We start from the raw sequence: 26,470 nt of genomic DNA on the forward strand, positions 1-26,470 counted from the left end.
GCGTAATACTGAGCCCGAATTTTTTCAAATGGAACATTTCCAGACGGAGTCCCTATGAAACTCAAACAAGTTGCTGCAACACTTGGCCTAACTGCTGTTGCAGTATTCTCGGCTAACGTTGTTGCTCTAGATAAAGACTTACCAGACTACAAACAAGTAAGCGGTATTTCGGGCAAGATCTCATCAACAGGTTCTGACACACTGGCAAACATGATGTCATTGTGGACCCAAGAATTCCGTGATGATTTCTATCCAAGCGTTACCGTTGAAGTGACTGCGGCAGGTTCTTCTACTGCTCCACCAGCACTCGAGAAAGGTACTTCAAACTTCGGCCCAATGAGCCGTAAGATGAAAGCCGGTGAAATCGAAGCATTCGACAAAAAATACGGCTACAAGCCAACGCCGGTTCGCGTTGCGATTGATGCCTTGGCTGTATTCATCAACAAAGATAACCCAATCGACGGTTTGACCATCAAGCAAGTTGACGCCATCTTCTCAAGCACTGGCAAGTGTGGTGGTTCTGAGGTTGAAAACTGGGGTGATTTGGATCTGGGCGGCGATTGGAGTTCACGTGACTTCCAATTGTACGGTCGTAACTCTGTATCGGGCACTTACGGTTACTTCAAGAGCAAAGCCTTGTGTAAAGGTGACTTCAAGTCGTCTGTAAATGAGCAACCAGGTTCTGCTTCTGTTGTTCAGTCTGTATCTGCTTCTTTGAACGCCATTGGCTACTCAGGTATCGGTTACCTGACTTCAGGTGTTAAAGCTGTTCCTCTGTCTAAGAAAGGTGGTCCTTTCGTTCCTGCGACAATGGAAAAAGCCTTGACTGGTGAGTACCCTCTATCTCGCTACCTATACGTTTACGTGAACAAGCACCCGAACCGCGATCTAGCGCCTTTGGAAGCTGAGTTCATCAAGTACATGTTGTCTAAGCAAGGTCAGTCTGTTGTTGAGAAAGACGGCTACATTCCTGTACCTGCTAAAGTGGCAAATGCCGACCTGAAAAAGTTGGGTCTGCTGTAATTAACCCGCTCGGGTTAAATTGAAAAAACCGGCTTCGGCCGGTTTTTTTGTATTTATGTTTTAGCTGAATGCGGTAGTCGTAATACGTTCAGATCACAAGTTTCAACTTGCTGGCCCAACCTGTCTGACCAATTTCGTTCGATTTGATCGGGATCAATTAGGTCGACTGGTGTAAGAAACCCCTCTTTTCTATGTTCAATACACGAACTGCTAGACGTTGTTTCACCAAGCTTGAATAGGCAGGTGAACATCAACCATGCCAATGTACTCAGTTCGGCTAAATATAAAAAAATAGGGGACACACCCATGCACACGCCACCACAAGAACTATTGCCACAACTCGTGAAACTGGCTGAAATATTTGAGTCTATGCGGAGCTGCCGCGAGCATTATGTTTCACCGCAGCAAGCGTTACCCAATTTGCCTTTAGCCCACCAATGTAGCCAAATCAGCCGTATCTTCACGGCGTTAGAAACCGTCGAGCAAGTTCACCTGGATAATGCGTTGTGGACGTTAGAAAACAGCTATTTGCAGGCCGACAAGTTTTCGATGGTTGCCGGCTTGAGAGCGGCTCGGCGAGCACTCAACGAGCAGATTGAGCACCATAATCACGAAGCCGCTTGAGGTTGCTTAACCAGCGAGATAATTGAGGGAAAAGCCCGCAGCGCTGAGTTGCATGACTTCCCGATCAAGATCCATGCATAACAGTTGCTGGCTTTCCAAGGTTTCCTGAGCGAAAGTCAGCGTCATGCTCTTACCATCCACAGCCACGTTGCTAGGTTGTGCATAGCCTTGTCGACCAAGGTTTAGTAGCACGGCTATCCGTAACAGACGAATCAAGCGAACGAGTGTTTTGTCCTTCATTAACTGCTCTATTGGCAGCAATTGATTCAGTTGTAGACGCTTGCGGTGGAATCGGACAAGATTTGCGAGCACTAACTGCTCATCGCGGTTAAAGCCGGGCAGGTTGGTATTTTCAATGATATAGGCCGAGTGTCGCTGAATAGCCGACGAGTTGATATTCAAGCCAATTTCATGAAGATAAGCGGCATGCCGAATTAAACTTAACGATGAATCCGGCAATGACCAGTCTTGTTTGACTTGCTGCCACAGCCAGATGGCAACTTCAGTAACGCGCTCAGCTTGTTGCTGATCAACGGTGTAGCGCGCCATTAAGCTCTCGCGAGTGCGACGGCGCACATCACTGTGCTCCATGCCACCATGCATCTCATACAGTACACCTTCTCGCAAAGCTGCAGGTGAATATCGAACCGACTCAATTCCTAGTGCCGCGACGATGGCTGACATAATGGCAAGGCCGCCGGCCAATACTTGCATGCGATCGGCGGAAACACCTTTGATAGTTACATCCGTTTGTTGATCGATCAGCACCTTTTGCAGTTCTTTAAGACTGTCGGAGGAGATGTCGCCAAAGCCCATTTCCTGTGCGCAAGCCGCCAACGCTGACGCGGTGCCAGAAGTAGCGAGAACCTGCGACCAACCGGTACGCCTGTAATGATCGATAACGGGCTCAAGCTGCTGCTGTGCCGCTAAGATGGCTTTTTTGAACGCACTTTTGCTAATGCCGTCGGCAAAAAATTGCTGGGTATAACTGACGCAGCCCATGGTGCGGCTAGCCAGTTGCAATACATCTTGCTGTAAGCCCAGCGCCAACTCGGTACTCCCGCCACCAATATCAATGATGAGCGTTTTGTCCTCAGTTACTTCTGCATGTGCCACGGCTTTTAAAATCAAACGGGCTTCTTCGTGACCAGAAATTACTTCAACCGGGTGTGACAGTACGGTTTCGGCTTGACGGAGAAAGTCTCGAGCATTGCTGGCTTTGCGAAGGGTGTGGGTGGCAACAATGCGCACCTTGGTGGTGTCGAATGGCTGAAGCCGCTCATTGAATCGGCTTAACGATTGCAAGCCTCGTTGCATGGCGGCATCGTCGAGATGATTGTGTTCATCAAGGCCGGCGGCAAGGCGAACTTTTTCTTTGTGGCGAGAAAGAATTTGTAGATTGCCCTCAACAATACGGGCAATCACCATATGAAAACTGTTGGAACCCAGATCAAGTGCGACTAATACATTGTCCGGGCTGTCAGTAGTAATTGAGTTATTTTCCACGACCTTTAGACTTCTCTTCGTATAGCTTTAGGAAATCGTGCGTCGCAATTTGCGAGCGGATTTTCTTCTTGTTACCTCTAGGTTTATACGGATTTGTTTGCTCAATGTCGATCACGCGGGCCTTGGTTCGGTCCGACCACTGCAGCTCAAGAATGTCTAGAATCAGTTTTTTCAGACGCGGATCATAAACCGGTACACCGACCTCAACTCTATTTTCAATATTTCGAGTCATCCAATCCGCCGATGAAATAAAGGTTTCGTGAGTACCATTGGCGCGGAAGCTAAATACCCGAGGGTGCTCTAAGAACCGATCGACAATACTAATGGCCTGAATGTTGTCACTGTAGCCGGGCAGGCCAGGTATCAACGAACACATGCCGCGAACAATAATGCGAACTTTGACGCCTGCATTGCTCGCTGCGTACAGTCGATTGACGATGCCGACATCAACCAGGTTGTTAATCTTGATGAAGATTTCAGCTTTCTTGCCGAGTTGGGCAAACTCAATTTCTTGATCAATCAGCTTATACAGCCTGCGGCGCGTATCGTTGGGGCTGACGATCAGGTGCTTAAAGCGGTAACGCTTATATGCATGAAGAATGAAATCAAAGACGTTGTTAACTTCATCGTTAATTTCTTGATGCTTGGTAAACAGGCTGAAGTCGGTGTAGATCCGGGCTGTTTTCTCGTGGAAGTTGCCGGTACCGATGTGACAGTAGCGGACATCTTTGCCGTTTTCGCGCCGAGTAATTTGGCATAACTTGGTGTGGCACTTGAGTGCCGCAATGCCAAATTCAACCTTAATACCGGCCTCGGTCAGGGTGCGTGCCCAATCAATATTGGCTTCTTCGTCAAATCGAGCTCGCAGCTCAACAACGACGGTGACTCGCTTACCGTTCTCCACCGCGTCAATCAGCGATTTAATGACCTGACTATTTTTGGCAACTCGATAAATACTAATCTTGATTGATTTGACGGCGGGATCAAACGCGCCTTGGCGGAGGAATTCCGTGAAGTAACGAAATTTGTGGTACGGGTAGTACAACAAAATATCGCCTTCATTGATGGCTTCAAAAGCCGTGGTGTGGCGATCGAAATCAGCGCTATCTAAGGCACGCAGTTTAGGGTTTTCTAAGTAGGCTCGGCCAACATTCGGAAAGCCAATGAAATCACGGAAGTTATGGTACCGGCCACCGGGGATCACCGAATCAAACGAGGAAATACCCAAACGATATTTAATGAATTCCACCATCGACATGGGCATTTCGCGGTCATGAACAAAACGCACCGGCTTGCCGGTTAAGCGTTGTTTTAAGCCGCCGGACATTTGCTCCAATATCGATTGATCAACATCCTCACTCAAATCAAAGTCGGCATCGCGCGTCATTTTGATGGAAAAGGCTTGAGCCGAGTCATATTCGAAAAAGCCTTGGAAAATATCATCAAGGCAATAGCGAATCATATTGTCGAGCAAGATCATGCTCTTCTTTTTACGGCCCTTTTCGTGCGGCAAGTTAACAAAGCGCGAGACACGATCCGATGGGACTTCAATTAGTGCATATTGCGTTGAGTCTGACGATTTTAATGACACGACTAAATACGTGAGGTCGTCTTTCAATACCTGCGTCAGATCGACTTTGTCGGTCACCACAATGGGCGCAATTTGCGGTAACACGTTATCGCGAAAGTATTTGCGTAACCAACGGCCATGCTGATCGGAGACCTGTTCTTCATTAATAAGAAAGATATTGTGGCGTGCTAAACCAATGATGATATCCATGTAGATTTCATCAAACGCTTGATTGAGCTTGAGGACTTTGTCTTGAATGGCGGTAAGCAGTTGCTTGGTCTTGTCACTTTTGGCGCCGGGGCCTTCAATCAAAATCCGGCGACGCACATTGGCAACTCGAACTCGGAAGAACTCATCGAGGTTATTGGAAAATATACCCAGGAATCGGACACGCTCAATGATAGGAACATTTTTATCGGCCGCTTCTTGCAGAACCCGCTCGTTAAATGACAGCCAACTTAATTCCTTTTCAACGTGCAGCTTAGGGGTATCCATAACGTCCTCTTGATGTAGCAAAAATTACCGGCGTATTTTACGCTGAGCCAGCGCTAGTTTTGTGACACTTATGTGTCACGGTCGATCTTTATCGAGCATCAGATCATCTGATAGGGACTCCAGCGCATCCCAGACGCTAGATTCATCCACGCCTTCGGGTAGCGCCGCAACAATGCGCGCCTGAAATAAATTGCCACCAAAATGAGCCGCTGGTTGGCATTCGGTTTCGAGTAACAGCACGTTGACGTTGAGCTGGGCTAAACAAGCGGAAACTTGTTGAACAATGCCGGGGCGATCATTGGCCGTAACGACAAATTCAAGTGACGTGGTTGTTGAGCTTGGCTCGGCACAACCGTCGGCAACATGAACGGTTAAGTTGGCAAGTTGGCCCAGCGCTTGTTGCAACGAGGCTAACTCTGCTTCTGGCACATTTGCTTCAACAATACCGGCAAAGTGACCCGCCATAAGGCTCATGCTGGAGCCGAGCCAATTACCATGGTGCGCCATTAAGCTTTGAGAGATGTCGTCAACGATGCCAGCTCGGTCTGGCCCTAAAATTGAAATAACGATAGTTTTCATGGCGATTTCTCCGGCACTTTTGTTCGGGTTGTGGCCAATTGCATCGAATTAGCCATCAAATATTACAGTGTTCGGGTGGTGACAGCATGATTTGCTAACGATCTGCTGACTGAACAACGATTTCAGTCTAATAGATTTTGTAATAAAATCAGCATGATTTCGCATTCTATTTGATGTGATTGCAGTAACTCGTAATAAACTTCTATTACACCCCTCTTTGTAACAAATCTGTCATATTGCAAAAATATAATCTGCGCAGCTTTATTCACTTTGAGGTTTAAGATGGCCGACTCCGCTCATAACTTGTTAGCGGCCAGTCGTGTGCGCCTTTTAAAAGACCAAATCGCTCGCTACGGTGTTACCGCTGGCGGTGTAATGGTTCTGGTGGCACTACTGCTGATTTTCTTCTATTTGCTCTATGTTGTTTTCCCGGTGTTCCGGCCCGTTACGCTGGAACAGCATGAAACATTTGCGATTCCTGGTGCTGGTAAAACGCTGGCCCTAGGTATTGAAGAGCAAAATGAAATTGGATTCCGTTTGACGTCGAATGCAGACGTTGTGTTTTTCGCTGCACGCCAAGCCAATAAAGGGTTTGATAGTGGCGAAATCATTGCTACAGAAGCGTTACCGCAGCTGCAAGGTGAGTTGGTCTTAGCGTCCACCACGCCTGCGATGCAGACCTATGCTATTGCCGACGAAACCGGTAAGGCAATGGTGGTACGGCCTGATTTTCGTACCAGCTTCCCAAATGACGTACGCAAGTTGACGCCTTACATTGGTTACCCGCTGGGTGAAGAACCCTTTGTGGTTGACCAACAAGGTCAATCGCTGAAGCTGTTTGTGTTTGAGCGAGGCGAAGAACAAGCAACGTTTGCTGGTGTAACTGCCGATGAGCGCTTGATTGTGACGCGCCTGCTTGGCGAAGAAAACTTCATGACCGAAGAAGTGGAGTGGACTGCTGAGCACTATGCCGTTCGTGCACAAGCGCAGAATATTGACGAGCTGAAGATCACACCCGATCACCGGATGATGTTTGTTCGCCATGACAATCGCGTTGACGTATACGATATCAGCGAGCCTGAATCAGGCATTAGCCGCATTCAAACCTTGGACTTTGGTAAGAAACAACTGACCGCAATGGGCTTGCTGTCGGGCGCTTCGTCCATCTTGATTGCGGAGCAGGGTGGTATTATCAGCCAGTGGTTCCAGGTGCGGACTGAAAACGGCCGTGAATTCACTCGTATTCGTGATTTTGATGCTGGCGCCAATGTCAGTGTGTTGGCCTCTGAGTTTTTCCGCCGTGGCTTCTTGGCCGGAACGGATGACGGTAAACTGTCGCTATTTCATTCCACCGGTGACACCCGGCTGGTGACCCAAAAGTTGGCGAATGACGCGATCGACCAAATTGTGTTTTCGCCACGGGCTGATTCCGTCCTCGTGGAAGAAGCCGGTCAGATTAGTTATGTGGAAATCTACAACCCGCACCCAGAAGTAACCTGGAATGCGTTGTGGACTGAGGTTTGGTACGAAGGTTACAGCGAGCCAGACTACATTTGGCAGTCCACCTCTGGTAGTGATGACTTTGAAGCCAAAATGTCGTTGGTGCCGATTTCATTCGGTACCATCAAGGCCGCCTTCTACGCCATGCTCTTTGCCGTTCCGTTGGCGCTTGCCGGTGCAATTTATACGGCGTATTTCATGGCGCCGGAAATGCGCACTTATGTGAAACCAACCGTCGAAATCATGGAAGCGCTGCCGACCGTTATTCTGGGTTTCTTGGCAGGCCTGTGGTTAGCGCCATTAATGGAAAACAATTTGCCGGGCGTAATGACCTTGTTGATTGTCCTTCCTACTGGGTTCCTGGCTGCAGCTTATGGTTTCCATAAAATGCCAAAACGGCTGAAGCAAAAGATTCCTGAAGGTTGGGACGCTGCATTTCTCATTCCGGTGGTTATTTTCCTCACTTGGTTCAGCTTTGCCATTAGCCCAACGTTAGAAGTGTGGTTAATGGGCGGCAATGCTCGCAGCTACATTACCAACGAATTAGGCATTAGCTTCGACCAACGTAACTCGCTGGTGGTCGGTATTGCGATGGGCTTCGCGGTTATTCCAACCATTTTCTCCATTGCGGAAGATGCGGTATTTAGTGTGCCGCGCCACTTGTCGAATGGTTCATTAGCACTGGGTGCAACGCCATGGCAAACGATGACTCGGGTCGTCATATTGACGGCGAGTCCAGGTATTTTCTCGGCCGTGATGATGGGCTTAGGACGTGCTGTGGGTGAAACCATGATCGTACTGATGGCAACGGGTAACACCCCGCTGATGGACTTCTCGATCTTCCAGGGCATGCGTACCTTGTCCGCTAACATTGCGGTGGAAATGCCTGAGTCTGAAGTGGGTAGTTCGCATTACCGAGTGTTGTTCTTGTCAGCATTTGTGCTGTTCATTGTGACATTTTTCTTCAACACGATTTCTGAATTTGTGCGCCAACGTCTGCGCGACAAATACAGCAATATGTAAGCTGACCAGACGGAGATTTATTAGATGAAAACTTGGTTCAAGTCTGGTTCGCCTTGGATATGGATGACCGCGGGTACGGTAAGTATCAGTTTGGTTGCTGTACTTGGCTTGCTGTTATTAATTGCTTGGCGTGGCCTGATTTACTTCTGGCCTGCCACCATCTACGAATTTGATGTGCGCGACCAGTTCGGCAATATCAATACCGTGGTCGGTGAGATTCACGATCGTGAGCAAGTGAGTGTGGTTCAGTTGCGCGAATCTGGCCGTGAGATTGAAGGCGAACCAACCGATATGGTGACGCGTTACTTGGTAAAAACGGGTAACCGCGAATTTGTTGAGTTGGACTTTCGCTGGATATTGGAAACCGACATTATCGAGCGCCGCACGCCGGAAAATCTGGCCAAAGTAGAGCGTCAGAAAAACGGTAACTTCTATGGTGAAGTTGTTGAGGTGCTCGACAGTGGGCAACCCATTGCTGGCGATCTCATGGAGGTGTTATTTGAGCGCATTGACCGGGTGGCTGATTTAAATAGTCAGATGGCAGCGATTCAACACAGTGACATTGGTAGCATCAACTACAAGCTGGAGAAAATTCGTCTGCGCGAGCGTGGCGATGAGATCCGTGATCGCTTGACGCAAGAGCGCATCGATGGCTACAACGCCGAGCGTGAAGCACTGCGCAATGAGTATCTGGGTTATGAAAAGAAGTTGTTTGCGCTGCGCGATGAAACCACTCGTGACGCAGTTGTGGTGAAAGACATGCGCGGTGAACTGGTCACCATCTCCATGAAGTATGTGTTGGATGTGACCTTTCCAAATCGCATGGGTGTGTTTTCAAAAGCAGCACATTGGTTTGTGGAAGTTGGCAAGTTCATTAGTAATGAGCCACGTGAAGCCAATACTGAAGGTGGCGTATTCCCGGCTATTTTCGGTACCGTGTTCATGGTGATGTTGATGGCTGTTGTGGTCACCCCATTTGGTGTGGTTGCCGCTATTTACTTACATGAATATGCTGGCAAAAATGCCCTCACCAAAATTATTCGTACGGCCGTGATTAATTTGGCCGGTGTGCCATCCATTGTTTATGGTGTCTTTGGTTTAGGCTTCTTTGTGTATGTGATGGGTGGCAGCATCGATCAGCTGTTTTACCCGGAAGCCTTACCGTCACCGACATTTGGTACGCCAGGCATGATGTGGTCGGCATTAACGCTGGCTATTTTGACCCTGCCGGTGGTTATTGTCTCAACCGAAGAAGGTTTGTCTCGTATTCCGTCAACTGTCCGTCAGGGTAGTTTGGCGCTGGGGGCAACCAAAGCCGAGACACTGTGGCGTATCGTCTTGCCGATGGCATCACCAGCAATTATGACAGGTTTGATTTTGGCGGTTGCTCGTGCCGCCGGTGAGGTTGCTCCGCTAATGTTGGTCGGTGTAGTGAAAATGGCACCGACTCTGCCGGTTGATGGCAACTTTCCATTCATTCACTTAGACCGTAAGTTTATGCACTTGGGCTTCCACATCTATGATGTTGGCTTCCAAAGCCCCAATGTTGAAGCCGCTCGACCGCTGGTGTACGCCACCTCGTTCTTGTTGGTGACCGTGATTGTTGGATTGAACATCACCGCCATTGGCATTCGTAACCACTTACGTGAAAAATTCCGCTCGCTTGAGCACTAAGAACAGTATTTGATTAGAGGACATCATCTGATGATCACAGTAACACCAACTGGCTCAGCAGCGACCCGAGATTTATCGGCTTTAACTGACGCCGAAACTGCGTTGGAAATTAAAAATTTAGATTTGTATTACGGTAGCAAGCAGGCGTTGTATGACGTCAGCATGAAGATTCCTAAGAATCAGGTCACGGCATTCATTGGCCCATCGGGTTGTGGTAAATCAACGCTGTTGCGTTGCTTAAACCGAATGAATGATCTGGTCGATATCTGCCGTATTGAAGGTCAAATCTTATTACACGGCCAGAATATTTATGACCGCAAGGTCGATGTAGCATCGTTACGCCGCGGCATTGGTATGGTATTCCAGCGCCCGAACCCGTTTCCGAAAAGCATTTACGAAAATGTCGTGTACGGCTTGCGCTTGCAAGGCATTAAAGATCGCCGCTTGCTAGATGAAGCCGTCGAGCGTTCTTTGCGTGGCGCCGCGTTGTGGGATGAAGTGAAAGACCGCTTAAATGACAACGCCTTTGGCCTCTCTGGTGGTCAGCAGCAGCGTCTCGTCATCGCACGCGCAATTGCTATTGAACCGGAAGTTTTATTGTTGGATGAACCAACTTCAGCATTGGATCCAATTTCGACGTTAACCATCGAAGAATTGATCAATGATCTGAAAAAGCAATTTACCGTTGTTATCGTAACGCACAACATGCAACAGGCTGCTCGTGTGTCGGATCAAACCGCCTTTATGTACATGGGCGAAATGATTGAATATTCAGATACTAATACGCTGTTTACGACACCAGAGAAAAAGAAAACTGAAGATTACATTACTGGCCGTTACGGTTAATCGCCGTAACCGTTTTGCAGAATAGAGGACATACCGTGGATACAGGTAATTTAAATAAACACATTTCTGGCCAGTTTAATGACGAGCTAGAAAACGTCCGCAGTAAAATTTTGGCGATGGGTGGTTTGGTTGAGCAACAGTTAATGGATGTGCTGACCGCTGCGCGTGACAAAAATACCGAGTTAGCCCAAGACGTCATTAATACCGACGACAAGGTCAATAACTTTGAAATGGAAATTGATGAGGAATGCACACGCATTATCGCCAAGCGTCAGCCGACAGCGAGCGATTTGCGGTTGATGATGACCATCGTCAAGACCATTACCGATTTAGAGCGCATTGGCGATTTGGCTGAGTCCATTGCTCGTGCTGTGTTGCGCAATCAATCAAGCGTGCCTGACGTGGTTAAATTTAACCTAGAGGCGATGGGAGAGCAGATTGTTAAAATGCTGCGTAACGTCCTCGACGCGTTTGCCCGCATGGATCTTAAATCGGCATGGGACGTTCATCAAAGTGACCGTAAAGTAGACTCGTTGCACGAAGGTATTGTGCGTCAATTATTGACCTACATGATGGGTGATTCGCGCTCAATTCCAGACATGCTTGAGTTACTGTCAACGAGCCGTTCACTCGAGCGTGTTGGCGATCACTGTACCAATATTGCTGAATACGTGATTTATAACGTTACCGGTAAAGACATTCGTCATACTTCGGCGGCTCAAATTGAGCAAGTCGTTAAATCGCGCGCAGAATAACTGTAAGCGACAAAACTACAAAAAAGCCCCGCTAATGCGGGGCTTTTTGCGTGCAGGCTCTGATAAATGGTGTAGTATGCAACAGAATCAATTGGTTACTGAATGGTTTTGGTAATCGAGTAAGACTTTGCTTTTATACCAAGCTGTAATCATTTGGTATAGTAGTTGTTAATATCACTAAGCTAATGGCTAGCAGGGAACAACCATGGCTAAAAAACTCTACCTAATCGTCTTTTTATTTTTGACCGGCTGCAGCGGCACACCTGAGTTGGGCGGCTTTTTCTCGGTTGACGATTTTGAAGGCGCCACGGATGGTCGGGCAAGAATCGTCTTTTTAAAGCATGGCGAGAATGCGCTGCCTAACTACGCTGGTTCAAACGTTGAAGTGTCTGTGAATGGCCAATGGATCGGTGAACTCTATGAAAAATCGTATTTCGTTTACGACATTTCGCCGGCAACGTATGACTTAACCTTTAGCGTTCCTTTGTTAGAGCGGCCAATCATTGGCATGCATCTATTTGCTGACAAGCACGTCAAGCTGAAAGTCGAAGCAAATAAGGTCTATTACATTCATTATGAAGTGGTGGCTGAGCCGCCAACAGAAGTATGGACTGGCGAGTATTACGAGTTATCGCAATCATTTACCGGCGTTGGTGTCTTCCCCATCGAAGCTGAGCAAGCACACCCTATATTGTTCGAATGCCAGAAAATTATAGAATTTGATTAATCGTTACGGTTGCCTCAGTTGCGCTGAGTTCAACTGATAGATAGCCAATAAAAAAGCCCGCTTGCGGGCTTTTTTATTGATGCATGAAATCTGCAATCAACACACATCTGGCACTAGAGTTTGATCGTCGTGTGGTGCCCGCACATAGCCACTCTTATCGATTTTAGGCAGTTTAATGTCGTCGTATTTAAGCTTCTTATAGGGAATTTGCTGGATGAAGTGGCTGATGCAATTTAGCCGTAAACGCTTCTTATCGTCAGATTGCACCACAAACCAAGGGGATTGCTTGGTGTCTGTGTACTTAAACATGGCGTCCTTCGCCGCTGAATATTCGGCCCAGCGAGCGCGAGATTCTAAATCCATAGGCGAAAACTTCCAACGCTTGATGGGGTTGGCAATTCGTTCTTGAAAGCGCTTTTCTTGCTCGTCATCTGACACCGAAAACCAGTACTTGATGAGGATAATGCCGCTGCGAATCAACATCCGTTCAAACTCAGGGCATGAGCGCATGAACTCATCGTATTCGTCATCGCTACAAAAACCCATCACACGTTCAACGCCGGCACGATTGTACCAAGAGCGATCAAACAGCACGATTTCACCTGCGGCAGGTAAGTGCGATACGTATCGCTGAAAATACCACTGGGAGCGTTCACGCTCGGTCGGTACCCCAAGTGCAACCACGCGGCAAACCCTCGGGTTGAGCTTTTCGGTAATACGCTTGATGGTGCCTCCTTTACCTGAAGCGTCTCGACCTTCAAACAACACCGCCACTTTCAAACCCTGTGTTTTGACCCATTCTTGCAAATGGACCAGCTCAACCTGCAAGCGAGCAAGCTCTTCTTCATATTTCTTTTTGTCGACTTTTGGTTTTTGCTTCTGCTTTTTATCGCCTTCCATCTCTATTTCTCCTGCAAATCAAACCCTGAAGTTGAATTCTAAAATGGTTAAATCACGCTTTATAACAGTGTAGTTGCCACTGATACATTGCCGCCTGTTACAACCACATGCTGAGAGCTGCGGCATAAAAATACAACGTCTGTAAAATTTTACATGTGTAACTTGTCAAAAAGGATGAGCTCATTATTGTTTTAGATTTTTTACTCTAATTTGTTTTGTTGAAGCGATAAAACGCATTAATACCAATAAAACCAGCTGACTATAGGCTGCGACTTGAGTGCATTCAGACAATCATCATGATCGAGTAAGCGTTTGAAAATGACAACGCACAAATCTCTCACTGTAATTTAATTACGTAATTTAATTTAATTTTAACAAAGTTCTTGCCAGCGTAATTCTTCCAACTTATAACCTTTGAGCAACAGGAAATTGATTTTAACTCGCACGTGAAAATATATATGTGAGTGAAAAATAATAAATTAAATCGACATTTCTGTTGTTGTAACTCTTTAGGTTGTTCGACTAAAGACTAATGGCATAAATTAGGCTTATCGGCAATTTTGTAGTTGTAAGGTTACAAATGTTTTGACGCGACGATAAATACTCAGTACTCGAATGCCCAGTTTAGAGGCATGTACAACACAAATAATGAGGACGCATCATGTCTTTGACACGTGAACAACAAATCGCATCAATTGAGAAAGACTGGCTCACCAACCCTCGCTGGAAAGGCGTGACGCGCACGTATAGTGCTGAAGATGTGGTCAACCTGAGAGGTTCGTTTGTACCGCGTAACGATCTGGCCGAGCGCGGCGCCAATAAATTATGGCAATTGATAAACGGTGATGCCAAGAAAGGCTACGTTAATTGCCTTGGCGCATTAACCGGAGGGCAAGCAGTTCAGCAGGCCAAAGCGGGTATTGAAGCCGTCTACCTATCAGGCTGGCAAGTGGCTGCCGATGCCAACCTTGCTCAGAGCATGTACCCAGACCAATCGCTGTATCCTGCCAACTCAGTGCCTGCCGTTGTTGAACGCATTAACAACTCGTTTGCCCGTGCCGACCAGATCCAATGGTCTAATGGTCAAAGCCCGGAAACTGGCATCGACTACTTTTTGCCAATTGTCGCGGATGCAGAGGCTGGCTTTGGTGGCGTACTTAATGCTTATGAGCTGATGAAAAACATGATTAGCGCGGGCGCCGCTGGGGTTCACTTTGAAGATCAGCTCGCTTCGGTTAAAAAATGTGGCCACATGGGCGGTAAAGTTTTGGTTCCGACCAAAGAAGCGGTGCAAAAACTAATTTCGGCGCGACTTGCTGCTGATGTTGCGGGCACCACAACCTTGGTGATTGCTCGTACCGATGCTAATGCTGCCGACTTGCTGACTTCTGATTCAGATCCGTACGATCAGCCATTTATTACCGGTGAACGCACGAGTGAAGGCTTTTACAAGGTAACGCCAGGTATCGATCAAGCGATTGCCCGAGGCTTAGCCTATGCACCATATGCCGATCTGGTGTGGTGTGAAACGGCAACGCCTTGTTTGCAAGAGGCCAAGAAATTTGCTGAAGCCATGAAAGCTAAGTTCCCAGATCAAATTCTGGCGTACAACTGCTCGCCATCATTTAATTGGCGCAAAAACCTCGATGATGCAACCATCGCCAAGTTCCAACAAGAGCTGTCGGATATGGGCTACAAATATCAATTCATCACGCTCGCTGGGATCCACAATATGTGGTTCAACATGTTTCAACTGGCTCACGCTTATGCTCAGGGCGAGGGCATGCGCCACTACGTTGAAATGGTTCAGGAGCCGGAGTTTGCCGCTGCTGATAAGGGCTACACCTTTGTTGCGCATCAGCAAGAAGTGGGCACAGGCTATTTCGATAAAGTTACTAACATTATTCAGGGTGGCCAGTCATCTGTAACAGCATTGACCGGCAGCACTGAAGAAGCTCAGTTTAGCTGAGCAACCTCGTTCAGCTCTGAGGTTTCTTTAAGGCCTCAAGCGGTTCATCTCGTGCACTTTGGGTGGCTTCACAGCCACCCTTTTTTGTGGTTTTTGCGTTTTACTGGGCGGTCGACAGCCAGTCTTGCAGCTGTTGTTGTAGTTGCGGGTAATCTTCAAATAGCGCTTGTTCTAACAGCGAGTAGTGATGGGTTAAACATTGTTGACCAATGGTAGCCAACGGAGCGGACTTTTTTAACCGCAAACTAATGCGTGAGAGGGCGTGCACTATTTCTTGCTCAGTACCATAACGCGCTAACCAATTGCCTTCACTCATGGCAACACGCACGCGCTCATAATTTGAAAATGTGCCAGCAAATGATTGCAGTTGTTGGTAAACACTTTGGGCGTATTGCGGTAGTGGCTGCGGATAGAACTGGTGCCAGTGCTTGCTTAGCAAGTGATCGAATAGCATGTCGGTAACAATGCCAATATAGCGCCGCTGCCCCTGTTCAAAGTGTTGCCGCAGTTGTTGAACGCTAGCCATTTTGTCGCTGAATACATCGACTTTGCGATGCATCATCACACCAAATCGGACAGTTTCATCGAGCGCCATGTGTTGCTGGCCGCGAACAAAATCGCCTATCAGTGCGCCGGTGAGACTCGTTTGAGTGAGGCTGGCAAGATGAAAATGGGCAAGAAAATTCATGCAGCAGCGTTGAGCAAGGGAACGATGCTAATCATCATAAATTGTGTGGGTCTGCGTTGGCAAAGACGTTGCAGCTGAATGACAAAATAAAGACAAAAAAAAGCCCGCGACTTCCGTTGCGGGCAAACCAGAAAAGGCTTCAATAACTATGATTCAGCGAATCAATTGGGGGGAAAAGGCGAACCGGCGAGGTGGTCACCAGCACGCACAATTTACTTGCTCTTTGCGTAAGCGAAGTTGTATCGCTTAGTGGCCGGAGCTAGGCCGTTGGAAACTTCTGTAACAGTTGCTTGGTTGCCAGAGCGCACCTTGCTGAACAGTTTTACTAATGGTCGCATTGTGTCCTCCTGAGGAACTGCGTGAATCGTCAATGGGGAAATAATAATGTGACGCAGGTCACGCGTCAACTATTTTATGTAATTTAATTACAGTGTGAGGCTGGTTTTTTCGTGTAAAAACGAAAAAATAGTGACTGTTGTCACTCTTTCATGTTGATTATTGAAAGTTTTTTACTTTAAAGGTCGTCGATGGGATCAGGTGTTGTTTCTTCTGCGATAGTCATCAATTGAATTGCAACCTCAACGAAATCTGAGCCTGTTACCATTCCAACGAGGATATCTTGCTCGACAACGGGTAGGCAGCCGAATCGTTCTCGTTTTAGTAATCGAGCGGCTTGAATGACGCCAGTCTTCGGGCTGATTGAGTATGGGTGATCCGTCATGATGGTGGCGATATTGGCCTGATCTCGGTCGTTAGATTGCATGGCACCATGACTTAATACGTCACGTTGACTCACCACGCCTAATAGCCGATTTTGAGCATCAACGATGGGGATGTGGCGAATCGGATGCGCCGCCATTAGCTTTTTAGCTTCTGCGATTGATGCTTCGGGATTCAAGGTAAACAGATTCGTGTTCATGATTTCATTAACTTGAATAGTCATGAGGTTCTCCCAGTAAACCGTTACAGGTTCAAGATTATGACTGAGCTTTGTGGCAAAGTTTGATTTGATGCAATAAAACCCGCTATAGCTTCAATTGAGCGGTAACAAAACCTCGATGTGTATCAGTGATCATAAAATGAGAAAATATTTAGCTTTATTTGTAGTGTTCGCTTGGTTGGCTTTTAGTGCCCAGAGTTTTGCAACCAGCCTTACCGTCAAAATTATTGGCGGCGATCCAATTGGCGTTGATGACTATGGCTGGCTTGCATCACTGCATTACATTGGTCCAAACGGACAATTTATCGAGCAATCTCAGCATTTCTGCGCAGGCATGCAAATTAGCGAAAGCTGGGTGGTGACGGCTGCCCATTGTACTGAAGCTTGGGGCATGACGCCGTCCGACATAGGTGTGGCAATCGGTATTGAGCAGCAAAGCGATATTGATGCAAGTGACTTGGTGTTGGTGTCGCAGATCATTGTCCACCCAGATTACGACGATGTATTGAGTGATAACGACATTGCTTTGCTCAAGCTAGAGCAAAGCAATGAACTGAGTGGTTATGCAACATTGGCATCTGACAGCCAAACCTCAGCGCTTGATGATGGTGAGGAGCTGATCATTATCGGCTGGGGCGATACCGAAGATGAAGAAGGCCCCGTTGATCAACTGATGCAAGCCAATGTGGCTTATGTTGGCCCGTCGCAATGCCAAGCGGCTTTTTCCCGCACGGGCTTGGACGTTACTGACAACATGATCTGTGCTGGCGGCAATTATGACGCCGATAGTTGTTTTGGCGACAGTGGAGGGCCGCTCATGGATGCTGACCTCGCGGTGCACGGCATTACCAGCTGGGGCGTTGAATGTGCCGGTGAATACCCTTCTGGTTATACCCGAGTGGCAAATTACAGCTCTTGGATTGAACAAATCACGGCAGGGCTTTCGGCAACCTCACCGGAATATTTTGGCTTGGTGCCATTTGGCCAAGGAGCGATGAAAACACTCACCGTGACCAATCATTCGCCGACAGCGACTATTACCATTGGCGAAGTTAGCCTTGCTGGCAGCGCGTATAGCCTGGTAACGGATGACTGTTCGTCGCAAACATTGGCGGCACAAAGTGAATGTGTATTGGAAGTGGCGTTTGATGCCCAAAGCCTGAATTCAACCGCAGGCGTTATTAGTGTGCCTAACGCTCTGGATTCGGTTGCCTTAACCACGCTGACCATCAACTTGACTGCTGACGTTGCGGCTCAAGCGTCGTTTTCCAGCACGGTTGTGCCAACGGAATTAGCGGCGTTCAGTTATGGCCAAATCACTTTTGGTGAAGACGGTAGCGAGTTAAAGGTGTCATTGAGTGAGTCGTTACAAGAAACCACCGACTTGTTATTGCAGGCTGAACAAGATGGCACGTTGAGCTTTGATGTTGATTTGAGTGACGAAGATGGGCAAAGCCTATGGGTCAGTGAGCTCAACGGAGAGGTGCTTGCCACTTACTATCCTGACTCGAGTGCTAACGACTTTAGTTACCGCTTAGCAGCGGGCGATGTGATTCATCTTGAGTATTCTGTCAGCTCTGTGGGCACTGCGACCTTGTCGAATATTAACTTTGAAGCCGACCAAGCCTCCTCTGGTGGCTCTAGCGCTGATTCGTCCAGCAGTGGCGGCGGCGGAGCAATACAATGGGGCGGCTTATTGAGCCTACTATTCTTGGTTGGCTTGCGTCGCCGATTAATGCATTACAGGCTTTAATGAAGCATCGCGTGAGATCTACTTGATCCGTTGGCGGCTGGGCTCTAGACTAGCCGCCGCTTATGATGAGTCCGCCTCAATAGTTAGCCTTCCAGCCTTTTTCATCCCGCAGAACGCTTCTGCGTTGAGTAACTATCGAAACGGATTGGTATCATTCCACCCCATTATGTATAAGACGCCTAGTTAGCGCCGGAGAGCCGGATGAAAGTAGCTGATTTCTCGTTCGAATTACCGGATGAGCTGATTGCCCGTTATCCTCAGACTGATCGCAGTAGCAGCCGTTTATTGTGTTTGGATGGTAATAGCGGCGCGTTAGCGCATCGTCAGTTCACCGACATCATTGATCAAATTCACCCCGGTGACCTGTTGGTGTTTAATGATACCCGTGTGATCCCTGCTCGTGCTTATGGCCGCAAGGTCACGGGCGCTAAATTAGAGGTGCTCATTGAGCGTATCGTGTCGCCTCAGCAAGCATTGGCTCATGTGCGATGCAGCAAAGCCCCTAAACCCGGTAGCCAGATTATTCTGGAAGATAAAGTCGAAGTTGCGGTGACTGGCCGACAAGATGCTTTGTTCGAGTTGCAACTTAGTGGCGAGCAAAACTGGCTTGATGTCCTTGATGACATTGGCCACATGCCACTACCACCTTATATCGATCGACCCGATGAAGATTCTGATCGGGAACGCTATCAAACGGTTTATAACGATAAGCCGGGCGCGGTTGCTGCGCCAACGGCGGGCTTGCACTTTACCGATGAGCTTATGGCCGCAATAAAGGCAAAGGGCGCCGATATTGCATTTGTCACCTTGCATGTTGGTGCAGGTACCTTTCAGCCGGTGCGCGTTGATGATGTCAAAGATCATGTGATGCACGCTGAGTGGGCTGATGTACCGCAAGCAACCGTTGATAAAATCAATCAAACTCGTGCTAACGGCGGGCGAGTGATTGCTGTCGGCACAACATCGGTTCGTTCTTTGGAATCTGCCGCACAAGCTTGTTTTGTTGAGAACAAGGATCCGAATCAGCAGCAACTCAAGCCGTTTTGCCAAGACACCAGTATTTTCATTTTCCCTGGTTATCAATTTCAATTGATTGACGCCATGGTCACCAACTTTCATTTGCCACAATCAACACTGATCATGCTGATCAGTGCGTTTGCTGGCTATGATCATGTCATGGCTGCCTATAAAGCAGCTGTTGACAACCAATACCGCTTTTTTAGTTACGGCGATGCTATGTTCATTACCGGTAACAAAAGCTAATCACCACCTATTGCAACGAGTCAGCACCGGACTGTTTTTCCGGTTAGCGAGGACCTATGAAATACGAATTGATCAAGACCGACGGCAAAGCCCGTCGCGGCCGTCTGCATTTTGAACGCGGCACTGTTGAAACCCCTGCTTTTATGCCGGTTGGCACCTATGGCACTGTGAAAGGTATGACGCCAGAAGAAGTAGCGGGCACAGGCGCAGAAATTTTGCTGGGCAACACCTTCCACCTATGGCTTCGTCCGGGCATGGAAATCATGGAGAAGCATGGCGACTTGCATGACTTCATGAATTGGCAAGGTCCAATCTTGACCGACTCCGGTGGTTTCCAAGTCTTCAGTTTAGGGGCTTTGCGTAAAATCACCGAAGAAGGGGTGAGCTTCAGCTCGCCAGTCAACGGCGACAAGATCTTCTTAACACCAGAAGAGTCGATGGAAGTGCAGACCTCGCTGGGCTCTGACATTGTGATGATCTTCGACGAATGTACGCCGTACCCAGCGACATTCGATGAAGCGAAAACGTCAATGGAAATGTCATTGCGCTGGGCCGAGCGCTGTCGTACTCACTTTGACAAAATTGAAAACCCGAATGCCTTATTCGGTATTATTCAGGGCGGCATGTACGAATCACTGCGCGAAGTGTCACTCAATGGGCTGACTGATATTGGCTTTGATGGCTATGCTATCGGCGGCTTATCGGTGGGCGAACCGAAACAAGACATGATCCGCATATTGGATCACACCACCCCCTTGATTCCTGACGACAAGCCCCGATATCTGATGGGAGTCGGCAAGCCAGAAGATTTGGTGGAAGGTGTGCGTCGCGGCGTTGATATGTTTGATTGCGTGATGCCGACCCGAAATGCGCGTAACGGTCATTTGTTTGTGACCGATGGCGTGGTAAAAATCCGCAACGCCAAACATAAGCTAGATACTGGGCCGCTTGACCCTGAATGCGACTGTTATACCTGTAACAATTACAGCCGCGCTTATTTGCACCATTTAGACAAGTGTAATGAGATTTTAGGCGCTCGTTTGAACACCATTCACAACCTGCGTTTTTATCAGCGTGTGATGGAAGGTTTGCGAGGGGCCATCGAGCAGGGTAAATTATCCGACTTTGTAACTGATTTTTATGCTCGCCGGGGGCTACCAGTGCCGTCGCTTGAGCCAACAACTGAATCCACAACTGACTAACTGTTAAGGAAGTAGTAATGAGTCTGTTTATTGCAGATGCCTGGGCCGCACCAGGTGAAGCCGCACAAGGCGGTGGTATGGAGTTGATTTTCATGCTGGTGATGTTCGCCGTGATCTTCTATTTCATGGTGTATCGCCCACAATCTAAGCGTGTGAAAGATCATAAAGCTCTGGTTAGCGCGCTGAAGAAAGGCGACGAAGTACTGACCAACGGTGGTCTGGTTGGCAAGATTGCAAAAGTGAGCGACGAGAAAGATTTCGTTGTCATCTCTTTGGCTGAAGGCCTTGATGTGACAGCTCAAAAAGCGGCTATTTCAGCGGTGCTGCCAAAAGGCACAATGAAGTCCCTGTAATAAACTCGGCAGGAGCCGATTGTGTTAAATACTAACCCTATTTGGAAAGTCGTATTGGTGATCTTCGTGGTCGCCATTTGCGCATTATATGCTTCGCCGAATTTATACGGTGAAGATCCAGCGGTGCAGATCTCTGCGGCACGTGGTGCCACGGTAGAAACGCAAACCTTGGATCGAGTAAAACAGGTTCTTGACGCAGAAGGGGTTGAATACAAACGCCTGAGCTTAGAGGACAATCAAATTGAATTACGCCTCAACGACTCCGATCAACAGCTGCCAGTTCGTGAACTGGTTGCCGAAGCATTGGGTGACCGCTTTGTTGTTGCATTGAACCTAGCTCCGGCTACGCCGTCTTGGTTAGAAAGCGTCGGCGCGGGTCCGATGAAGCTTGGATTGGATTTGCGCGGTGGTGTTCACTTCCTCATGGAAGTGGATATGGGCGCAGCGGTTGCTAAATCTGAAGAGCAAATGGTGCAGGACTTCCGTTCTGATTTGCGCGAAGAAGGCATTCGTTATAAAGGCATTCGTCAACGCTCTCAAGGTGGTGTCGAATTGCGTTTTCGCGACGAAGATGGCCGAGATAATGGTACACGCGTGCTGCAGCGCAAATACCCGAATCTTGTGTTCACTGATACCGACAGCGACACCGATACGATAGTCACGATGAGCGAGCAGAAGCTCAAAGAAACACGTGATTACGCCGTTCAGCAAAACATCACTATTATCCGCAACCGGGTTAACGAACTGGGTGTGGCGGAGCCATTGGTACAACGCCAAGGCGCTGACCGTATTGTGGTGGAATTGCCGGGTGTGCAGGACACTGCACGTGCGAAAGAAATTCTAGGTGCGACAGCAACGCTTGAATTCCGCATGCAAGATACCAAAGGTGACGTTGCCGCAGCTGTTGCTGGCCGCGCGGTACCAGGAAGCCGTTTGTTTAATGACCGTGATGGCCGTCCAGTGCTGCTGAAAAATCGCGTGATCTTAACCGGTGACCATATCGTTGGTGCTCAATCTGGCTTTGATGAATACTCTCGTCCGCAAGTGAATATCTCGCTTGATGGCAAGGGTGGCAACAAGATGGCGGCATCAACAAAAGATGCTGTAGGCCAACCGATGGCAACCGTATTCATCGAATACAAGCCAACGGGCAAGCGTGACGCCGATGGCCGACCTATTTTCGACAAGCACGAAGAAGTGGTGAATGTGGCCACGATTCAAGCGCGTTTGGGTCGTAGCTTCCGCATTACCGGTATCGATTCTCAAGCCGAAGCGCATAACCTTGCGTTGGTCTTGCGTGCTGGTGCGTTGATTGCGCCAATTCAAATTGTTGAAGAACGTACCGTTGGCCCAAGCATGGGTGCTGAAAACATCCAGCGTGGTTTAACCTCCATCATCTATGGTTTAGGCGCAACCGTTGCCTTTATGTTGTTCTATTACCGCGGCTTTGGTCTGGTTGCCAATGTTGCCTTGGTGATGAACTTGGTGCTGATTGTTGGTGTCATGTCGATGCTGCCGGGCGCTACATTATCACTACCTGGCATTGCCGGTATTGTTCTGACTATTGGTACTGCGGTGGATGCCAACGTACTGATCTTTGAACGAATACGGGAAGAGCTCAGGGCAGGGCGATCGGTCCAACAGTCGATTCATATGGGTTATTCCAACGCATTGTCATCCATCGCTGATGCCAACATCACGACCTTCATTACGGCTGTGATTCTGTTCTCCATCGGTAGTGGCCCAGTTAAAGGCTTTGCCTTAACGCTGGCCATTGGTCTTGCTACGTCGATGTTTACCGCCATTGTCGGTACGCGTTTGGTAGTTAACTCAGTTTGGGGCGGTCGCCGTCTCGAAAAACTGCCGATTTAAGGAGTCAGTCATGTTTCAGATCTTAAAACTCGACAGTGACATTAACTTCATGCGCTGGCGTGGACCGGCAGGCATTTTCTCCATCATTTTGGTGATTGCCTCTCTGGCATTGGTTGGTGTTCGTGGCCTGAATATGGGGCTCGACTTCACCGGTGGTACGCTGGTTGAGCTTGAGTTTTCTAAGTCAGTCGTGGCTTCGGATATTCGCGCCGTGTTGGATCAAGAAGGCTTTGAGTCGGCAACGGTTCAGGCTTATGGTTCAAGCACCGATATGCTGGTGCGTTTACCGCCCGTTGAACAAGCTTCTGCAGAGACGCTCAACAACAAGATCACGCAAGTGCTGAAAACGCAAATGGATGATCAGGTTGTCATCAAACGAACTGAGTTCGTTGGCCCTGTCGTTGGTAAAGAGCTGATGGAATCAGCCTTGCTCGCGATGGTGGTGGCGCTAATCTGTATTTTGATTTACGTGGCGTTCCGCTTTGAATGGCGTTTAGGTGCCGGTGCTGTGGCGGCCTTGTTCCATGATGTGTCGTTGATCTTCGGTTTTTATGCGTTATCGCAACTGGAGTTCAACTTGACCACCGTGGCCGGTGTGCTTTCGGTTATTGGTTACTCGCTGAACGATACCATTGTGGTGTTTGACCGTATTCGGGAAAACTTCCGCAAAGTGCGTAAGCAAGCAGAGATTGCCATTACCAACGCATCGCTAACGCAAACCCTGAGCCGGACTTTGATCACCTCGTTCACAACGTTGGTGGTTTTGTTTGCGCTGTATTTTGCTGGTGGTGAATTGCTGGCGACCTTCTCTGCATCGTTGATTGTTGGTGTGGTTGTGGGTAGTTATTCGTCTATCTACATCGCGACAACAACTGCACTGGGCTTAGGTTTGACTCGCGAGTCACTAATTCCAGAAGAGATTGAGAAAGAAGGTGCTGATCAACAACCTATGTTGTAAGCCTTCGCTTGAGCGCAGCTGATAAATGAAAACGGCCACAAGATGTGGCCGTTTTTTTTTGACGAATTTAGTAAGGCACTGATGAGTGTACACCGTTGTTTGGACGCGACAATTAGGTGATAAAACGCTCGATTGGTTGTGCTGGCTGGCAACTTCGTCTTTGATTTGTGAACCCAATAAACTCTTAAAGCGTTCCGGTGTTTAGTGGGACCCTTGCAGGCTGCTCCGGCCGAGATTAACGCCAGGCGGGTGACTAGTTTATAGCAGCAGTAGCTGGCCTTCTATGCCGCGCTTGCGCCTAAGACGTGACGCAACGGATAGGAAACAAAGTAAACAATGACGCAAAAAGCCGCGAGTGTCTGTTGATTGAAGACGCGCAGCGGCAATCGTTGGGTGAACATTTTAAGCATAAAAAAACCGGCGAATTGGCCGGTTTTTTTGTGGCCTTGGGCGGCCTGTATACCACGCGCACTTGGTTGTGCAGTGGTTGTGTCGATTAGCGACTAGTTTAGCGTTTTAGCGCTTCGCCCAAATGCGGTTGCATAGTTTTCAGCAAACGTTGGGTGATGCGTGGGTTCGCTGCAACAACGTTGCCGCTTTTCAGGTGGTTGTGGCCACCGGTGAAATCACAGACTAAACCGCCGGCTTCACGAACGATGAGTTCGCCAGCGGCAATATCCCAAGGCTTCAAGCCGATTTCCCAAAAACCGTCGTAACGGCCAGCTGCTACATAAGCTAAGTCCAGTGCGGCAGAGCCAGCACGGCGCATGTCGGCAACTTGTGAAAACAAATCAGTAAAGATTGCCGTGTAAGCAGGCAAGTGGTGTTTGGCTTTAAATGGGAAGCCAGTGGCAAGAACATTGCCGGCTAAATCTGGTTTGTCAGTGACACGAATACGATAGCCGTTGAGCTGAGCACCAGCACCACGACTTGCAGTAAATAATTCATCTCGGATTGGATCGTAAACCAAGCCTTGGTCTAGGCGATCTTTGTATTTCAATGCAATTGAAATTGCAAAGTGAGGCACACCACGCATGAAGTTGGTGGTGCCATCGAGTGGGTCGATAATCCATTGGTAGTCGCTGTTGTCAGCGCCACTGATGCCGCTTTCTTCGGCCACAATGCTATGGTCCGGATAAGCTTTCAACAGATGTTCGATAATGACTTGTTCAGCATCCTTGTCGATATTTGTGACGAAATCATTCGCACTTTTTGTCTCTGTTTCAAGACGGTCCAGTTTTTCGTAACCCTGAAGGATCACACGACTTGCCGCTCGTGCTGCACGCACGGCGATATTCAGCATTGGATGCATTCCACTACCACTCGATGTTTTGTTAAAGAACTAGGTCGGCGGCGGAGTATACACAGAGTGCGGTTATTATTCCAGCATTCTTGCCTTTAAAAAGTTTGTTTTGCCGTGATAAACTCCTTGCCCCTGCAAAAAAGCGAACCCTCTTCTGATGTTAGATCAAGTACGAATTGTGCTGGTAGGCACTACTCACTCGGGAAATATCGGCTCAGCCGCACGCGCCATGAAAACGATGGGCTTGCGTCATTTGTACTTAGTCGATCCGCAAGCCGTGGTCGATGGTAAGTCTGTGGCATTGGCGGCCGGTGCTGTCGATGTGCTGGAAAATGTGACAATTTGCGATTCGTTGCAAGAAGCTATCGCTGACTGCGGTCTAGTTGTAGGGACCAGTGCGCGCAACCGCACCTTTAGTTGGCCGATGTTAGATCCGCGCCAATGTGGCGAGAAGGCGATCGCTGAAGCGCCTAATTACCCCGTTGCTGTGGTATTTGGCCGCGAAGCCCACGGGCTCAGTAACGAAGAGCTGCAACAATGTCATTTTCATGTGTGTATTCCGGCGAATCCCGAATATAGTTCCTTGAATTTAGCCGCTGCCGTCCAAACCTTATGTTATGAAGTGCGAATGGCTTGGTTAGCCCAACAAAACGACGGCGATCAGCAAGGTGAAGCTGAACAAAGTGAGGCTGCGGACTATCCGCTTGCAAGCCAGTTAGAGCAGTTTTATCAGCATTTAGAACAAACATTTCGTGAAACCGGCTTCATCATTCCGCAACATCCGGGCGCGGTAATGACTAAATTACGTCGGCTGTTTAACCGGGCGCGCCCGGAAATGACCGAATTGAATATTTTGCGCGGCATGCTTAGCTCCGTACTTCGACCAACACCAAAGCAGGCATCCAACGATGATGGCAAGGATAACCAGGATTAAGGAGCGTCAAACG

Annotated in this window: 22 protein-coding genes; 15 read left to right on the top strand and 7 right to left on the bottom strand. The window is 48.3% G+C overall.

From position 1 onward, the window contains the following. Window positions 1–54 precede the first annotated feature (54 nt). A complete protein-coding gene (locus K0504_RS16865) occupies window positions 55–1,023 on the top strand; it encodes a PstS family phosphate ABC transporter substrate-binding protein (RefSeq protein ID WP_220105331.1) in 969 nt (322 codons plus the stop codon). A 306-nt stretch (window positions 1,024–1,329) separates the two neighbouring features. Continuing rightward, window positions 1,330–1,647 carry a hypothetical protein gene (locus K0504_RS16870; protein WP_220105332.1) on the top strand — a complete coding sequence of 106 codons (318 nt, stop codon included), beginning with the start codon at window positions 1,330–1,332 and terminating at the stop codon, window positions 1,645–1,647. A 6-nt stretch (window positions 1,648–1,653) separates the two neighbouring features. On the opposite strand, the gene K0504_RS16875 is transcribed toward K0504_RS16870, so the two are convergent. The 3 genes from K0504_RS16875 to K0504_RS16885 form a co-directional block, all read right to left on the bottom strand. Next, window positions 1,654–3,153 (bottom strand): Ppx/GppA phosphatase family protein, encoded by a 1,500-nt coding sequence (locus K0504_RS16875; RefSeq protein WP_220105333.1) that lies wholly within the window; start codon window positions 3,151–3,153, stop codon window positions 1,654–1,656. Further along, on the bottom strand, window positions 3,143–5,218 hold the full coding sequence (ppk1, locus tag K0504_RS16880) for a polyphosphate kinase 1 (protein WP_220105334.1): 2,076 nt from the start codon (window positions 5,216–5,218) through the stop codon (window positions 3,143–3,145). The genes K0504_RS16875 and ppk1 overlap by 11 nt, the downstream gene beginning before the upstream one ends. A 75-nt stretch (window positions 5,219–5,293) precedes the next feature. After that, entirely contained in the window at window positions 5,294–5,797 is a 504-nt protein-coding gene (locus tag K0504_RS16885; protein WP_220105335.1) for a glycine cleavage system protein R, read from the bottom strand. Between the two features lie 282 nt (window positions 5,798–6,079). Between K0504_RS16885 and K0504_RS16890 the strand changes: the two genes are divergently transcribed. From K0504_RS16890 to K0504_RS16910, 5 genes are all read left to right on the top strand, one after another. Then, window positions 6,080–8,320, top strand: coding sequence for an ABC transporter permease subunit (locus K0504_RS16890; RefSeq protein ID WP_220105336.1), 2,241 nt, complete (start codon window positions 6,080–6,082; stop codon window positions 8,318–8,320). Between the two features lie 24 nt (window positions 8,321–8,344). Further along, window positions 8,345–9,994: a phosphate ABC transporter permease PstA gene (pstA, locus tag K0504_RS16895; RefSeq protein ID WP_220105337.1), complete on the top strand. Its 1,650-nt coding sequence runs from the start codon at window positions 8,345–8,347 to the stop codon at window positions 9,992–9,994. Window positions 9,995–10,024: 30 nt separating this feature from the next. Further along, a complete protein-coding gene (gene pstB / locus K0504_RS16900; protein WP_220105338.1) occupies window positions 10,025–10,840 on the top strand; it encodes a phosphate ABC transporter ATP-binding protein PstB in 816 nt (271 codons plus the stop codon). A gap of 35 nt (window positions 10,841–10,875) precedes the next feature. Then, window positions 10,876–11,595 carry a phosphate signaling complex protein PhoU gene (gene phoU, locus K0504_RS16905; RefSeq protein WP_220105339.1) on the top strand — a complete coding sequence of 240 codons (720 nt, stop codon included), beginning with the start codon at window positions 10,876–10,878 and terminating at the stop codon, window positions 11,593–11,595. Between the two features lie 205 nt (window positions 11,596–11,800). Beyond that, window positions 11,801–12,322: a DUF2846 domain-containing protein gene (locus K0504_RS16910; RefSeq protein WP_220105340.1), complete on the top strand. Its 522-nt coding sequence runs from the start codon at window positions 11,801–11,803 to the stop codon at window positions 12,320–12,322. Window positions 12,323–12,418: 96 nt separating this feature from the next. Here K0504_RS16910 and ppk2 read toward each other — a convergent pair whose 3' ends face one another. Then, window positions 12,419–13,222, bottom strand: a complete 804-nt coding sequence (gene ppk2, locus K0504_RS16915; RefSeq protein WP_220105341.1) for a polyphosphate kinase 2 — start codon at window positions 13,220–13,222, stop codon at window positions 12,419–12,421. Window positions 13,223–13,883: 661 nt separating this feature from the next. On the opposite strand from ppk2, the gene aceA reads away from it, so the two are divergent. Beyond that, complete coding sequence (gene aceA / locus K0504_RS16920; protein ID WP_220105342.1) at window positions 13,884–15,191, top strand: isocitrate lyase; 1,308 nt, start codon at window positions 13,884–13,886, stop codon at window positions 15,189–15,191. A gap of 100 nt (window positions 15,192–15,291) precedes the next feature. Here the strand turns inward: aceA and K0504_RS16925 are convergent, their stop codons facing one another. Next, window positions 15,292–15,879 carry an acyl carrier protein phosphodiesterase gene (locus K0504_RS16925; protein ID WP_220105343.1) on the bottom strand — a complete coding sequence of 196 codons (588 nt, stop codon included), beginning with the start codon at window positions 15,877–15,879 and terminating at the stop codon, window positions 15,292–15,294. A gap of 514 nt (window positions 15,880–16,393) precedes the next feature. Next, window positions 16,394–16,822, bottom strand: a complete 429-nt coding sequence (locus K0504_RS16930; RefSeq protein ID WP_220105344.1) for a CBS domain-containing protein — start codon at window positions 16,820–16,822, stop codon at window positions 16,394–16,396. A 136-nt stretch (window positions 16,823–16,958) separates the two neighbouring features. Between K0504_RS16930 and K0504_RS16935 the strand changes: the two genes are divergently transcribed. The 6 genes from K0504_RS16935 (at window position 16,959) to secF (ending at window position 24,220) form a co-directional block, all read left to right on the top strand. Further along, window positions 16,959–18,572 (top strand): trypsin-like serine protease, encoded by a 1,614-nt coding sequence (locus K0504_RS16935; protein WP_220105345.1) that lies wholly within the window; start codon window positions 16,959–16,961, stop codon window positions 18,570–18,572. A 201-nt stretch (window positions 18,573–18,773) separates the two neighbouring features. Further along, on the top strand, window positions 18,774–19,835 hold the full coding sequence (gene queA / locus K0504_RS16940; protein WP_220105346.1) for a tRNA preQ1(34) S-adenosylmethionine ribosyltransferase-isomerase QueA: 1,062 nt from the start codon (window positions 18,774–18,776) through the stop codon (window positions 19,833–19,835). A gap of 56 nt (window positions 19,836–19,891) precedes the next feature. Beyond that, on the top strand, window positions 19,892–21,037 hold the full coding sequence (gene tgt / locus K0504_RS16945; RefSeq protein ID WP_220105347.1) for a tRNA guanosine(34) transglycosylase Tgt: 1,146 nt from the start codon (window positions 19,892–19,894) through the stop codon (window positions 21,035–21,037). Between the two features lie 17 nt (window positions 21,038–21,054). Further along, window positions 21,055–21,390: a preprotein translocase subunit YajC gene (gene yajC, locus K0504_RS16950; protein ID WP_220105348.1), complete on the top strand. Its 336-nt coding sequence runs from the start codon at window positions 21,055–21,057 to the stop codon at window positions 21,388–21,390. 21 nt (window positions 21,391–21,411) lie between these two features. Continuing rightward, entirely contained in the window at window positions 21,412–23,262 is a 1,851-nt protein-coding gene (gene secD / locus K0504_RS16955; protein ID WP_220105349.1) for a protein translocase subunit SecD, read from the top strand. Between the two features lie 10 nt (window positions 23,263–23,272). Next, window positions 23,273–24,220, top strand: coding sequence for a protein translocase subunit SecF (gene secF, locus K0504_RS16960; protein WP_220105350.1), 948 nt, complete (start codon window positions 23,273–23,275; stop codon window positions 24,218–24,220). A gap of 508 nt (window positions 24,221–24,728) precedes the next feature. Here secF and suhB read toward each other — a convergent pair. Next, window positions 24,729–25,532 carry an inositol-1-monophosphatase gene (suhB, locus tag K0504_RS16965; protein ID WP_220105351.1) on the bottom strand — a complete coding sequence of 268 codons (804 nt, stop codon included), beginning with the start codon at window positions 25,530–25,532 and terminating at the stop codon, window positions 24,729–24,731. A 148-nt stretch (window positions 25,533–25,680) separates the two neighbouring features. Between suhB and trmJ the strand changes: the two genes are divergently transcribed. Continuing rightward, a complete protein-coding gene (gene trmJ / locus K0504_RS16970) occupies window positions 25,681–26,457 on the top strand; it encodes a tRNA (cytosine(32)/uridine(32)-2'-O)-methyltransferase TrmJ (protein WP_220105352.1) in 777 nt (258 codons plus the stop codon). Window positions 26,458–26,470 lie beyond the last annotated feature (13 nt).

It is taken from the genome of Neiella holothuriorum, from assembly GCF_019457915.1.
In the GTDB taxonomy this organism is placed as follows: domain Bacteria; phylum Pseudomonadota; class Gammaproteobacteria; order Enterobacterales; family Neiellaceae; genus Neiella; species Neiella holothuriorum.